Annotated in this window: 12 protein-coding genes; 10 read left to right on the forward strand and 2 right to left on the reverse strand. The window is 65.6% G+C overall.

Features of this window, described 5'->3' with window-relative positions; genetic code table 11:
- Positions 1-253: 253 nt before the first annotated feature.
- The 6 genes from serA to MJ205_RS21340 all read left to right on the forward strand — a co-directional run bounded on the left by serA (position 254) and on the right by MJ205_RS21340 (position 7,077).
- The gene (serA, locus tag MJ205_RS21315; protein ID WP_239810271.1) at positions 254-1,483 is read left to right on the forward strand and encodes a phosphoglycerate dehydrogenase; all 1,230 of its coding nucleotides are present in this window, start codon (positions 254-256) and stop codon (positions 1,481-1,483) included.
- Positions 1,484-1,676: 193 nt separating this feature from the next.
- Entirely contained in the window at positions 1,677-2,633 is a 957-nt protein-coding gene (locus MJ205_RS21320) for a TauD/TfdA dioxygenase family protein (protein WP_239810272.1), read from the forward strand.
- Positions 2,634-2,743: 110 nt separating this feature from the next.
- A complete protein-coding gene (locus tag MJ205_RS21325; protein WP_239810273.1) occupies positions 2,744-4,108 on the forward strand; it encodes an ABC transporter substrate-binding protein in 1,365 nt (454 codons plus the stop codon).
- A gap of 18 nt (positions 4,109-4,126) precedes the next feature.
- On the forward strand, positions 4,127-5,128 hold the full coding sequence (locus MJ205_RS21330; RefSeq protein ID WP_239810274.1) for a carbohydrate ABC transporter permease: 1,002 nt from the start codon (positions 4,127-4,129) through the stop codon (positions 5,126-5,128).
- Positions 5,118-5,984: a carbohydrate ABC transporter permease gene (locus MJ205_RS21335; RefSeq protein ID WP_239810275.1), complete on the forward strand. Its 867-nt coding sequence runs from the start codon at positions 5,118-5,120 to the stop codon at positions 5,982-5,984. Before MJ205_RS21330 ends, MJ205_RS21335 begins: the two co-directional genes overlap by 11 nt.
- A 1-nt stretch (position 5,985) precedes the next feature.
- On the forward strand, positions 5,986-7,077 hold the full coding sequence (locus MJ205_RS21340) for an ABC transporter ATP-binding protein (protein WP_239810276.1): 1,092 nt from the start codon (positions 5,986-5,988) through the stop codon (positions 7,075-7,077).
- A gap of 63 nt (positions 7,078-7,140) precedes the next feature.
- Here the strand turns inward: MJ205_RS21340 and MJ205_RS21345 are convergent, their stop codons facing one another.
- Together MJ205_RS21345 and MJ205_RS21350 are read right to left on the reverse strand one after the other, a co-directional pair.
- A complete protein-coding gene (locus MJ205_RS21345; RefSeq protein WP_230773338.1) occupies positions 7,141-7,692 on the reverse strand; it encodes a nitroreductase family protein in 552 nt (183 codons plus the stop codon).
- 58 nt (positions 7,693-7,750) lie between these two features.
- On the reverse strand, positions 7,751-8,212 hold the full coding sequence (locus MJ205_RS21350) for a PaaI family thioesterase (protein WP_239810277.1): 462 nt from the start codon (positions 8,210-8,212) through the stop codon (positions 7,751-7,753).
- Between the two features lie 242 nt (positions 8,213-8,454).
- On the opposite strand from MJ205_RS21350, the gene MJ205_RS21355 reads away from it, so the two are divergent.
- The 4 genes from MJ205_RS21355 to MJ205_RS21370 all read left to right on the forward strand — a co-directional run bounded on the left by MJ205_RS21355 (position 8,455) and on the right by MJ205_RS21370 (position 12,445).
- On the forward strand, positions 8,455-9,759 hold the full coding sequence (locus MJ205_RS21355) for a hypothetical protein (protein WP_239810278.1): 1,305 nt from the start codon (positions 8,455-8,457) through the stop codon (positions 9,757-9,759).
- Positions 9,756-10,943, forward strand: a complete 1,188-nt coding sequence (locus MJ205_RS21360; RefSeq protein WP_239810279.1) for a hypothetical protein — start codon at positions 9,756-9,758, stop codon at positions 10,941-10,943. The genes MJ205_RS21355 and MJ205_RS21360 overlap by 4 nt, the downstream gene beginning before the upstream one ends.
- Positions 10,944-11,377: 434 nt before the next feature.
- On the forward strand, positions 11,378-11,536 hold the full coding sequence (locus MJ205_RS21365) for a hypothetical protein (RefSeq protein WP_239810280.1): 159 nt from the start codon (positions 11,378-11,380) through the stop codon (positions 11,534-11,536).
- A 108-nt stretch (positions 11,537-11,644) separates the two neighbouring features.
- On the forward strand, positions 11,645-12,445 hold the full coding sequence (locus MJ205_RS21370) for a hypothetical protein (RefSeq protein ID WP_239810281.1): 801 nt from the start codon (positions 11,645-11,647) through the stop codon (positions 12,443-12,445).
- Positions 12,446-12,640 lie beyond the last annotated feature (195 nt).

A 12,640-nucleotide genomic window follows, 5' to 3' on the forward strand; every position in this document is an offset into this window, starting at 1 on the left:
GGGTTGAAGCCCGGCGCTTGTCGGCGAACCACCCGGGTGCTGAAAAACCAAGCAAATCAAGTGCTTCAGCTGTGCAGGGCGGCAGGCCTGGACAAGCGGCGGGTGGCGCCGGCTGCGCCGCGTAGGACCTAGGGTCAACCCGACAACACGTAATGGCAAAGGTTCTGCGCCATGATCGACCCGGGTCTGCCAGCTGCCGATCGCAGCCGTTGGGGCAGACCGCTGTTGTTTGTGAAAGAGAAAGCGCGCATTCATGACCAAAACATCGCTGGATAAATCGAAGATCAAGTTCTTGCTGCTCGAGGGCATCCACCCTTCCGCGCTCAAGGTGTTGCAGGCGGCGGGTTATACCCAGGTCGAGGCGCTGACCGGCGCCTTGGAGGGCGAGGAGCTCAAGCGCAAGATCGCCGACGTACACTTTGTCGGCATCCGCTCCCGCACGCAGCTGACAGCCGATGTGTTTGCCGCGGCCAACAAGCTGGTCGCCGTGGGTTGCTTTTGCATTGGCACCAACCAGGTCGATCTGAATGCGGCGCGCGAGCGCGGTATTGCGGTCTTCAACGCGCCTTTCTCCAACACCCGCTCCGTCGCTGAGCTGGTGCTGGCCGAAGCCATCCTGCTGCTGCGTGGCATCCCCGAGAAGAACGCGGTATCGCACCGGGGCGGCTGGAAGAAAAGCGCCGACAACGCCTTCGAGATCCGGGGCAAGACGCTGGGCATCGTCGGCTACGGCTCCATTGGCACGCAGCTGTCGGTGCTGGCCGAAGGCCTGGGCATGAAGGTGGTGTTCCATGATGTGGTCACCAAGCTGCCGCTGGGCAATGCGCACCAGGCCGCCAACCTCCATGCGCTGCTGGAGCAGTCCGATATCGTGACCCTGCACGTGCCCGAGCTGGCCTCCACCCACAACATGATCGGCGCGGCGCAGATCGCGGCGATGAAGCCCGGCAGCATCCTGATCAATGCCTCGCGCGGCACCGTGGTGGACCTCGATGCCCTGGCCCAGGCACTGAAGGACAAGAAGCTGCTGGGCGCTGCCATCGACGTGTTCCCGGTCGAGCCCAAGAGCAACAAGGATGAGTTCCAGTCGCCGCTGCGCGGCATGGACAACGTGATCCTGACACCGCACATCGGCGGCTCGACGATGGAAGCCCAGGCCAACATCGGCCTGGAAGTGGCAGAAAAGCTGGTCAAGTACAGCGACAACGGCACCACCACCTCGGCGGTCAACTTCCCCGAAGTAGCACTGCCCGAGCACCCGGGCAAGAACCGCATCCTGCACGTGCATGAGAACCGCCCCGGCATCCTGTCTGCCATCAACCAGGTGCTGGCCGACAACGGCATCAACATCGCCGGCCAGTACCTGCGCACCGATGAGAAGGTGGGCTACGTGGTGATCGATATCGACCAGGAATCGTCGGCGCTGGCGCTGGAGAAGCTGGCCCAGATCGCCGGCACTATTCGCTGCCGCGTGCTGTTCTGATGCGGCATCCACCGCAGCGCGTCCCAGCGGGGCCGTTGCAGTGGATGGCTTTAGACACCCCAGAAAGAGGCTTATGCCTCTTTTTTCTTAGCCGCTGTTGGCATATCGATGCATGAAATGCGTCGTTGTGATGGCACGGGCCCCTGCCTAGCATGAAGGCTTCCACCTGATTGCCAGCCCTTGAGGAGCGCCCATGAATGCCATCACCAATGTTCGCCACCTGAGCCCCGCGGCCGATGCCGCTGCAGGCGCCGCCCTGCACATCGAGCCCCTGGCGGGCCGTATTGGCGCGGTGGTGCATGGCGTGTCGCTGTCGGGCGCGCTGGAGCCAGCGCTGTTTGCCCAGATCAAGGCGGCGCTGCTGCAGCACCGGGTGATTTTCTTCCGGGGCCAGCAGCACCTTGATGACGCCAGCCACCAGGCCTTTGGCCGTCTGTTTGGCGAGATCGAAGCGCATCCCACCGTGCCCGCACCCGATGGCACGGCCTTCCTGGAGCTCAATTCCCAGCACGGTGGCCGGGCCGATTCCTGGCACACCGACGTGACCTTCAAGGCGGTGTTCCCGAAAGTCTGCGTGCTGCGCGCCGTCACCTTGCCCGGCCATGGTGGCGACACCGTCTGGGCCAACACTGTGGCCGCCTACGAGAGCCTGCCCGCCCCGCTGCAGCAGCTGGCCGAGCAGCTCTGGGCCGTGCATGGCAATGACTACGACTATGCGGAGAACTTCCGCCAGAACACCACCGCCAGCCAGAGCGAGACGCAGGGCCGTGCCAGCTACCGCAAGGTGTTCACCAGCAAGACCATCGAGTCCGAGCAACCGCTGGTGCATGTGCATGCCGAGACGGGGGAGAAGGCGCTGCTGCTGGGCCACTTTGCCAAGCGCATCAAGGGCCTGCGCAGCAACGAGTCTGCCGCGTTGCTGCAGCTCTTCCATGAGCGCATTGTGCGTCTGGAAAACACCGTGCGCTGGCACTGGCAGCCCGGCGATGTGGCCATCTGGGACAACCGGGCAACCCAGCACTACGCCATCAATGACTACGCCGACGCCCACCGCGTGATGCGCCGCGTCACGGTCACCGGCGATGTGGCCACTGCGGTCGATGGCCGCACCAGCGTCGACCTGACGGTGCGCGAGCCGGCCGCAGCCTGACCCGCCGCAGACCGGCCGGACCTGGCGGCTGCCTGGACTGGCGCTGCGCCTGCCTCCCTATCCGACAGCAGACGGCCCTGAACGCCTGCGCCCGCTGGAGAAGAACTTCGATGACCCGAACCACCTACCACTATGAAGGCGGCCTGCTGGTGCCGCGCCGCAAGCTGCTGGTCTCAGCGCTGGCCGCCGGTGCCGGCAGCGCGCTGGGCTTTCCCGCACTGGCGCTGGACAGCAAGCCGCTCAAGGGCGTGACGCTCAATACCTCGTTGTACAGCTCGCCGTACTCGAAGCTGCTGCGCCCCTGGATTCCCGAATTCGAGGAGGCGACGGGCGCCAAGGTGAACTTCGACACGCCCGGCTTTCCGGTCTACAACCAGCGTGCCGATCTGGAGTTGTCCACCAAGGGCGCGGCCTTTGATGCGGTCAATGTCACCTTCATCTATTCGAGCCGCTGGATCAACTCGGGCTGGCTGACGCCGCTGGACGGCTATATCAACGATCCGAACAAAACGCCGGCGAACTTTGACATCCGCGACTTTCTGGAAGGCGCGCTGGCGCCCGAGCGGGGCCGCGACGGACAGCTCTACGGCATTCCCTGGCAGGCCGAGGTGACGATTGCCGCCGCCTCGCGCTTTGATGTGCTCAAGCAGTCGGGCCTGGCCTTTCCCGATACGACAGATGCCTGGCTGGAAGCGGCCAAGCTGCTCAACCGCAAGGAGCGCGCGGCCGGCTTTGTCACCGACAACCACTATGGCTGGACCTTCATCCCCTTCCTGCAGGCCTTTGGCGGCGATGTGTTCCGCAAGGCGCCCGATGACCTGTTCCCGACCCTGGACAGCCCCGAGGCGATCGCGGCGGCCGACTACTTTGCCCGCCTGCTGCGTGAATACGGGCCTGACGGAGTGGTCTCCTACACCTCGGACCAGGCGGTGCAGTCGCTCAAGGCCGGGCGCAGCCATTTGAGCGTGCAAGGCCAGATCAACCTCTCGCAGCTGGCCGACGCATCGAGCAGCAAGGTGGCGGCATCGGCGGCCTGGGGCCAGGTGCCCAAGGGCGTGGCCGGCCGCTTTCCAGGCACCGCCATCCATGGCTGGGGCATTCCGGTGGGCAGCAAGAACAAGGACGCCGCCTGGCAGTTCATCCGCTGGGCGACGTCCAAGGAAACCCTGCAGCGTGCCGTGGCCGCCGGCTATGGCTCTCCGACACGCCGCTCGGACATCGACTCCCCCATCTACCGCGAGCGCCAACGCGCCAATGGCTATGACATTGCGGCGCTGGTGACCGCATCGGTGGACCTGTCGGCCAAGCAGGGCCATATGAAATACCGCACCGTGGCCGCCTACCCGCAGGTGGACCAGCAGATCAACAAGGCCATCGAGTTGATCGTCACCGGCCAGCGCACGCCCGAGCAGGCCATGAAGCAGGCGCAGACCGCGTCGATTGCCGAGCTGCGCCGCGCTGGCGTCTCGGTCTGACAGGCCAGGAACGCGCCCATGCCGCCCACCGCTTCCATCGCGCCGCAGGCGCTCGACACGGGGCCGACGCAGTCCTTGCCGCTGCCCGGGCCAACATACGGCAAGCACGCTGAAACGCCCGCCACACAGCGCTGGCAGCGCGCATCGGCGCGGGCCTACGGCCTGGGCCTGGCACCGGCGCTGGTGGTGCTGGCCGCCATTACCCTGCTGCCGCTGATCACCCTGGTGGTGGTGAGCCTGACGCCGCTGAGCTTGACGGACCCGGCAGCCACCTTCCACTTTGGGCAGCCCGCTGGCAACTATGCGCAGCTGCTGCAGGACCAGCGCTTTCTGGATTCGCTGTGGGTGCAGGCCAAGCTCTCGTCGGTAGGGGTGCTGCTGCAGCTGCTCGTCGGCCTGGGCCTGGCCCTGCTGCTGCACAGCGGCAGCCGGCTGCTGGCGGGCTTGCGCACATTTTTCCTGATCCCCATGGTGCTGCCACCGATTGTGGTGGCCCTCGTCTGGAAGATCATCTACACGCCCGACATCAGTCCGCTGCATGCGCTGCTCGAGCAGTGGGGCTGGCCGGTGCGCTCGCTGATCGCCAATCCCGATACCGCTCTGTGGGCCATCGTCGTTGCCGATGTCTGGCAGTGGTTCCCGTTCACGATGCTGATGGTGCTGGCGCAGCTGCAGATGGTGCCGCGCGACCCGGTCGATGCCGCCCGCATCGATGGCGCCAACCGCTGGCAGGTGTTTGTCTACATCGTGCTGCCCTATCTGCAGCGCACCCTGGTGGTCTGCGCGCTGTTCCGCTTGATCGACAGCTTCAAGGCCTTTCCGCTGCTGTATGTGCTGACCAATGGCGGGCCGGGCACCGTGACCGAGGTGACCAATTTCTACGGCTTTATCCAGGCCTTCAACTTCTCGTACTGGGGGTATGGCAGCGCCATTGCGGTGGTGATGCTGGCCATCATCTTTATGCTGAGCGCGCTGATCAGCCGCCTGGGCAAGGCCAACGGAGAGCGCCATGCACGCTGAGACCTGGCACAGCGCAGCACCTTCATTGCCGCTGTGGCAACGCTTAGTGCAGCGCGCACAGCGCCATCTGCGCAGCACCGTGGCTGTGGGGGTGCTGATGCTGGTGCTGCTGCCCTTTTTGTGGATGCTGCAGATGGCCTTTCGCCCGGCGGGCGATGCGCTGTCGCTGGATCTCATCTTCAGCCCCACGTTGGAGGCCTTTACCGGGCTCTGGCAGGACAACTTTGCGCGCTCCTTTGGCAACAGCCTGCTGGTGAGTGTGTTGTCCACCGGGCTGTCACTGCTGTTGGGGGTGCCTGCGGCCTATGCGCTGTCGCGCTGGCGCTTCAAGCAGCGGCGCCAGGTGGCGCTGTGGGTGCTGTGCACGCGCATGGCGCCGCCCATTGCGTTCACGATTCCGTTCTTCCTGGCCTTTCGCTGGCTGGGTCTGCTCGACACGGTCTGGGCGCTGGTGCTGGTCTACCTGACCTTCAACCTGGCGATCGTGATCTGGATGATGCAAGGCTTTTTTGACGCGATTCCCACAGCGCTGGAAGAGGCAGCCTGGATGGACGGCTGCGGCATCTGGTCGGCGTTCTGGCATGTGACCTTGCCGCTGACCCGGCCGGGCCTGGTGGCCACGGCCGTGCTGTGCTTCATCTTCTCGTGGAGCGACTTTTTCTTCGCACTGATTCTGACCCGCACCCAGGCGGTGACGGCGCCGGTCGCCATCGTCAATTTTCTGCAGTACGACGGCTGGGAGTGGACCAAGATCGCAGCGGCCGGCACGATGGTGATGCTGCCGGTGCTGCTGTTCACGGTGCTGGTGCGCAAATACCTGGTGCACGGCCTCACCGCCGGTGGCGTAAAGGACTGAGATGGCTTCGATTGCATTGAGACAGCTGCGCAAGCACTTTGAGGGGCACGATGTGCTCAAGGGCATATCGCTTGATATCGCCGAGGGGGAGTTTGTCGCGCTGGTGGGCCCGTCTGGCTGCGGCAAATCCACCTTGCTGCGCATGCTCGCCGGGCTGGAGGAAGTCAGCAGCGGCCAGATCGTGCTGGGCGGACAGGTTATCAACGAGGTGCCGCCGCGCGAGCGCAATATCGCGATGGTGTTCCAGAACTATGCGCTCTACCCGCATATGACGGTGGCCGATAACCTGGGCTTTGCGCTGAAGCTGCAGCGCCAGGCGCCGGCGGCCATCGCGCAGCGCGTGCAGCAGGTGGCCGAGATTCTGGGCCTGGAGCCGCTGCTGGGCCGCCTGCCTGCCCAGCTCTCGGGCGGCCAGCGCCAGCGTGTGGCGATGGGCCGCGCCATTGTGCGCGAGCCGCTGGCGTTTTTGTTTGACGAGCCGCTGTCCAACCTCGATGCCAAGCTGCGCGTGCAGATGCGCACCGAGATCAAGTCCCTGCACCAGCGCCTGCGCACCACCACGGTCTATGTCACCCACGACCAGATCGAGGCCATGACCATGGCCGACCGCATCGTGGTGATGCGCGACGGCGTGATTGAGCAAGTCGGCACCCCGCTGGAGCTGTATGACCGGCCGCGCAATGCCTTTGTCGCGCAGTTCATCGGTTCACCGGCGATGAACCTGATTGCCGCCCGCAGCCAGCCAGCGCAGGACGGCTGGCAGCTGGTGACCGACGATGGCCAGCGCCTGCCGCTGCTGCCTGGCCTGCAGGCCCAGGGCGCGCGTGAACTGTGGCTGGGTGTGCGGCCCGAGCATGTGCAGCTGGAGGTGGCGCCGCTGAGCGGTGTGGCCACCAGCGCTGCGACGGTCGAGGTCGTCGAGCCCACCGGCGCCGAAACCCAGGTGGTCAGCCGCTTTGGCCAGCAGCCACTGATATCGACCGTCAAGGAGCGCCTGGCGCTGGCCCCCGGCCAGGCCCTGCATTGGCACACGGCGCCGCAGCATTGGCATGTGTTTGACCGGCACAGCGGCGAGCGCCTGAACGTCGCATAAAGCCTGATGCCTGAAGCACAAAGGCTCCCGGTTGGGAGCCTTTGCGTTGCTGGAGGCAGCCGTTTAAGCCAGCGGGCCTGCGCTCAGGATGTCCGACAGCGCCTTGCGTGGCGATGGTGTTTCGCGCTCGGCCAGGTCGGCTGGCAGGCTGGACTTGTCGCCGCGCTCGCCGATCGCGACCAGGCATTCGACCTGCCACTGCTCGCCCAGTTGCAGCACCTCGCGTGCGGCAGCCAGCTCGATGCCGGCCATCGCATGCGTGGCCAGGCCCATGGCATGCGCTTGCAGCGCCAGGTAGCCCCAGGCACAGCCGGTGTCAAAGCTGTGCATGGCCGATTCGGCCTTGTTCGACAACACCACCAGCAACGCGCCGGCGTTCAGGCACCAGCGGCGGTTGAACTCGTTGGGGATGGTGGAGAACGCTTGCCAGTTGGCATCGCCATGGATCGAATACGCAAAGTGCCAGGGCTGCTTGTTGCTGGCCGAAGGGGCCCAGCGTGCGCCTTCAACAATGGTCTCGATGTCCTTGGGCGTCAGCGCCTTGCCGGAGAAGGCGCGGGGCGAGGAACGGTCCAGAAACTGGGGATGGATGGCATGGGTGGATTGGCGCGTCATGGTCAAAATTGGAGCAATAAGACCGCCAGCATGCCATATCTGCCGGTTTTTTGCAGGCTCAGATTTTCTGTTTGTCGACCAGCTTGAAGGTGCCGGTGGCCAGCCCCAAAAGGTTGCCGGCATCGTCATGCAGTTCGCCTCGCACAAACGACAGGCTCCTGCCCCTTTTTTCGCAGATGGCGGTGCAGACCACATCGCCGCTGCCCGGTGCGATGTAGTGGATGGTCAGGTCCACGGTGATGACGCCATAGCGCGACGGGTCATGCGCGCGTGCGGCGCAGGACAGGCCCACATCGAGCAACGTGGCGATGGCGCCGCCATGCATGTCGCCCCGGCTGTTGGTGTATTGCTTCTGGTAGGGCATGCGCACCCGGGCGCGGTCATTGCCGATCGCCTCGCCCTTGAGCAGAAAGGCCTCGGCCATGGCCATGCTGAGGCCGAAGATCTGGTGGGCCGGCTCATCCACGGTGTAGGCGGGGATGTCGTTGGCAACAGCGGTGGATGGGGCGGTGGTGGTCATGGGGCAGGGCGCAGCAGGTTCAAAAGCCAGCATGTTAGCGGCTGGGGCAGCCGCGCGGGCAAGGCGGCTGACGCCTGGGAGTCGCCCACCTGGCGGCGCCCAGCTTCGTTTGCAAAGCGGGTCCCCGGGATCCTGGGGCCACGGTTTATCATCGCTGGCTTATGCCCGCCTGGTCCCCCGCATCCTCTCTGTTGTCCCCGTATTGCCCGCGCTGCGGCGCTGCGCACTGCCGCAGTGCAGGCGTGCCCCATGCCTTTGCCTGCCTGCAGTGCGGCGCGCAGTTCCGGCTGGAGCAGTTGCAGGGTCAGGCCTACCCAGGCATGCCCGCCTCTGCAGACGCAGCCAGCGGGGCGCGGCTGCGCCGGCATCTGCCCTGGGTCCTGGTGCTGCTGGCGATGCTGGTGTCCATACCCTGGTGGCTGCCCCGGTTGCAACCCGGGCTCCGACTGAGCCTGCCCGCTGCCTGGCAAGCCAAGGCACCGCCGCTGGCGCTGGGCCGCAGCGAGGCCACCACGCTCATTGAGCGCAACGGCCAGCGCCTGCTGGTGCAGCTGTATGAAAACCGTGAGCACGATGATGTGATCTACCGCACGGTGGTGCGCGATGCGGCCACCGGCACCAGCCTGGGGGAGCCCCAGCGCATGGCGATGCCCTGGGCCGGCAGCTCGGGCAGCGCAGAGCTGCAGTTCTTCTCCGACGGCCAGCTCTACCTGTTCTTGAAGGAGCGCGGTTTCTGGCGTTTCGACCCCGGCACCTTGCGCTTTGTCGATCTGCAGCCCCAGCTGAGCGCGCGCTTTGCAGCGCAGCTGGGCGAGGGCATCGTCGGCGTGGCGCCCAAGGGCCGTGACCGGCCCGACAGCCTGGAGGTGACCAGCCGCAATGGCAGCAAATACCTGGTGTACTGGCTGCTGGGCCAGATCTGGCCGGCGGCCGACAGCAGCAGCCTGTATGAAAAGGCGCAAGCCGACTACCGCCAGGAGACCGCCTTTTACCGCTACGAATCGCTGCCCCGCCCGACCGGCGAGGAGAACCGCGCCGTGCTGGTGCAGTCCTGGTGGCGGCACGAGCCCGGTCAGCCTCTTCACTTTGGCTACTTCGACCTGCAGCCCGGCGACAGCCGCGAGGTGCAGACATCGTTGCGCAGCTATGTGCCGATAGGCGATGGTTACTTCACGCCCCGGTATGCCACCCAGGACCGGGGGCTGCTGCGCATCAAGGTGGTGCAGCCGGCGGTGCCGCGCTTCCATGCCGATGTGATGGCGGAAAACGCGCGCCGCCTGCTGCTGGCCTACAACCCCAGCCCGGTGCGGCAGGAAGGCCGCGTCATCCAGCTGCTGGACAAGGCCAGCCAGCAGGTGGTGTGGAGCCGCACGATCGACCAGCTGCCCCCACTGGGCAAGCGCGAAGGTGGAGCCTATGTCACCGGCCAGGCGGTCAGCGGCGGCTTTTTGCTGCTCAACGACATGCGCCAGCCTGCGCTGCTGATCGGCGAGGACGGTGCAGTGCTGCAGGACTTTAGCGGTGCGGCTGAAGGCGCCGCGCGATGAACATCCCCCGGCGCGCCATCGGGCCCCTGGGCATCGCCTTGGTGGTGTTTTTTGTGCTGCCGCTGCTGGTGCCCGCCACGGTCCGCCTGCTGCGCCCTGCGGACCAGGCCGAGGAGCTGGGCGAGGTCGAGGCATCGGCCATCTACCAGGGCGAGGATGGCAGCCTGCGCATGCTGCGGGTGATGAAGCACAGCACCACGCAGGACGATGTATTTGTGCTGTTGGACAACGACCTGCAGGCCAGGCAGCTGCTGGGCCAGCCCCAGCGCATCGTGCTGCCCCGCGCGCAGCTGCGCCAGCCCGCCCGCCTGCGCAGCGAGGCCGATGGCCAGCTGTCGCTGCTGCTCAATGACCGGCACTGGTGGCTGCGCCAGCCGGCGCAGACCGCGTTTGAACCGATGGATGCAGCGCTGCGCCAGCGCTTTGCGGCAGCGCTGGGCACGGGCGTGTCCAGGTACGCATTTGGCGAGCAGCGCGAACCGGGTTTGTTGGAGGTGACCAGCAATACCGGCGACCGCTATGCGCTGTACTGGGCCAGCGGCGAGCTGTACCCCTGGGCGGAGCGGCTGCAGCGCTGGCAGCAGCGCCCCTGGGCGCAGTACCAGCAGACGGTATCGCGCATCGATTACGCCGACTTTGACACCGACGTGGCCCAGTACGGCTTGCCCACCATGCTGCTGCAGTTTGCGCAAAAAGTGCGGCCCGGCGAGTTTGAACGCTGGCCACGGCTGAGCGTGCATTCCAGCGCAGACCAACAGGTGCGCGCCGCGCCCAGGCTCTACCAGCCGGTGAGCGATGGTTTCGTCGTCAGCCGCCAGGCGCTGCGTGATGCAGGCATCACCCAGATCGCCGCAGTGGCCCAAGTGCCGGTGCAGTTCAGCGGCGAGGTGCTGGCCCGCAATGCCGACCGGGTGCTGATGCGCTACGACGAGACGCCCACCACCGCTGCCGAAGTCGTGCTGCAGATCGTGGATGCGCGCAGCCTGCAACTGGTATGGCGCAAGTCGTCACGCGAGATGCCGCAGCTGCTGCTGGACGGGGCGCAGCTCGCTGCGCAGGCCTGGCCAGGCGGCTTTTACCTGACCACCAGCGCCAACCTTCCGGCGCTGGTGATCGACAACGCCGGCCAGACCTTGTACGACTTTCAGCCGCAAAAACGCCTTCCATCCCCGGGCGAAGACTGAGCGGCGGCAGACCGGCCCCAGCCGATCACTCCGCAGCCCGGCGGTGGGGCCATAGCCGGCCCCAAAAACGGCCCTTGCGTCGATAGTTATTGGCTGGGATAAGCTGCTGTTTTGAAAAGAAATTTTGCAAATCGAACGGCTCGTTTACGTAAAGCCATTCAGATCTCCAAAACTCCTACAAGCGCGGCGCAGCACCTGCGGCACCATCTAGCTACGGCAGTGCCCAGAGCCTGCCGCCCCTCCCAACTTGACACTGAAGGAGATAGCGATGACTCAGCAGAACCGCCAGGCGTCCAACCAACAGCCTGTGCAGAAAAAGGAACAGCAGCAACAGCAGCAGTCCCCAAGCAGCAGCAACAGGGCCACCAAGACCGCAAGCAGCAGTCGCAGAAGTAGACAGCGACGGCACGCAGCCAGATCACACGGAGCCAGCCATGCAACACCTGCCTTTGCCGATGACCAAGCAGCAACCTTGGCCCCTGCAACAGGGGCAGCCATTGCGCGAGGCCAAGTACTCGCAGCAGCAGTGCAAATGCAACCGCCGCCAACTGGGCACCGAGCCCAAGACGCCGAGCAATGCACAGATGTGCTGATCTGCTGAATGCTGCGCCACAGCCCGCTTCCAGCGGGCTTTTTCGTGGGCGCAGCAGCGCTGTCAGCGGCGATACTGGCGTCCTTGACCCCCTCGCCAGCAGATTGCCATGAACACCGGTTTCTTCGCGCAGCCCAACCCCCCGTACCGCCGCGCCAACTACCCCTTTGCCTACCTATGGCTGGAGGGGGTGGCCAGCCTCGCTGCGCTGCTGGCCCATGTCGAGGCGCTGCGTGCCGCCGACCCCGGCCACCGCTACCTGAGCACCTTGGACGATATCCAGCAGGCCAGCTACACCAGCGGCCATGCCAGCCAGGGCGATCGGCTCTCCCTGGCCAGCCCGCCGGACATGGACTGGGACGATCCGGCACAGGAGGCCGCCTGGGAGCTGCAGGCGCTGCAGCACCGCGCGCGGCAACTGCGGCAGGCCCAGGGCCCGCAACGCTGGGCTGAGGTCTGCGGCAGTCTGGCGCTGAGCGGCAGCGATATCGACGCGCTGCTGGCCGCCAATCGCTGCCCCGATCTGCTGCTGGACGAGGTCATCTACATCCAGCGCCTGCCGCTCGCCGATGCCGACCCGCTGATCGCCGGCCAGCCCAATGGCTATTTCAGCGCCGACTGGGACAGCTTTCAGAACCATGCCATCCACCAGCATCTGGGGCAGCAGCATGGCTACCAGCTGTATGCGATGGGCGCCGCCTGGATGGCGCTGGCCCGCCCGCAGCCGCCGGATGCGGCGCAGGCCCAGGCGCTGGTAGAGGATTTGCGGGCGCTGTATGCCTCGGCTGATGAGGCGTTGCGGGCCCATCCGGGCTGGCAAGCCCTGCCAGCGGTGCTGCAAACGCAACGCAGCTTGGTGTTGGGCTATACCGAAGACATGGCCGACCGCTGGGAGTCAACCCAAGCTTGAACTTCTGTGAAGGAAGGAAAAGGAATGTTGTTGACTTGCGCCGATCGCCCCAGGCAAGAACGCCATGCGGCTTTGCAAAATGTGCGCAGAGAAACGTCTCGATGCAGGCGGCGCGTCAATTCCTACACCGGCCTCTGGGCTGCGGCGCGACTATAGAGCCATGGCAGGGCATGTCGCCCCGTCATCATCTTGAAG

It is taken from the genome of Comamonas sp. B21-038 (assembly GCF_022387135.1).
GTDB classification, from domain to species: domain Bacteria; phylum Pseudomonadota; class Gammaproteobacteria; order Burkholderiales; family Burkholderiaceae_C; genus Comamonas; species Comamonas sediminis.

What these genes read in the sequence shown, in the direction of transcription:
- serA (WP_239810271.1), top strand. Translation starts at nt 254, where the DNA reads ATGACCAAAACATCGCTGGATAAATCGAAGATCAAGTTCTTGCTGCTC.
- MJ205_RS21320 (WP_239810272.1), top strand. Translation starts at nt 1,677, where the DNA reads ATGAATGCCATCACCAATGTTCGCCACCTGAGCCCCGCGGCCGATGCC.
- MJ205_RS21325 (WP_239810273.1), top strand. Translation starts at nt 2,744, where the DNA reads ATGACCCGAACCACCTACCACTATGAAGGCGGCCTGCTGGTGCCGCGC.
- MJ205_RS21330 (WP_239810274.1), top strand. Translation starts at nt 4,127, where the DNA reads ATGCCGCCCACCGCTTCCATCGCGCCGCAGGCGCTCGACACGGGGCCG.
- MJ205_RS21335 (WP_239810275.1), top strand. Translation starts at nt 5,118, where the DNA reads ATGCACGCTGAGACCTGGCACAGCGCAGCACCTTCATTGCCGCTGTGG.
- MJ205_RS21340 (WP_239810276.1), top strand. Translation starts at nt 5,986, where the DNA reads ATGGCTTCGATTGCATTGAGACAGCTGCGCAAGCACTTTGAGGGGCAC.
- MJ205_RS21345 (WP_230773338.1), bottom strand. Translation starts at nt 7,692, where the DNA reads ATGACGCGCCAATCCACCCATGCCATCCATCCCCAGTTTCTGGACCGT.
- MJ205_RS21350 (WP_239810277.1), bottom strand. Translation starts at nt 8,212, where the DNA reads ATGACCACCACCGCCCCATCCACCGCTGTTGCCAACGACATCCCCGCC.
- MJ205_RS21360 (WP_239810279.1), top strand. Translation starts at nt 9,756, where the DNA reads ATGAACATCCCCCGGCGCGCCATCGGGCCCCTGGGCATCGCCTTGGTG.
- MJ205_RS21365 (WP_239810280.1), top strand. Translation starts at nt 11,378, where the DNA reads ATGCAACACCTGCCTTTGCCGATGACCAAGCAGCAACCTTGGCCCCTG.
- MJ205_RS21370 (WP_239810281.1), top strand. Translation starts at nt 11,645, where the DNA reads ATGAACACCGGTTTCTTCGCGCAGCCCAACCCCCCGTACCGCCGCGCC.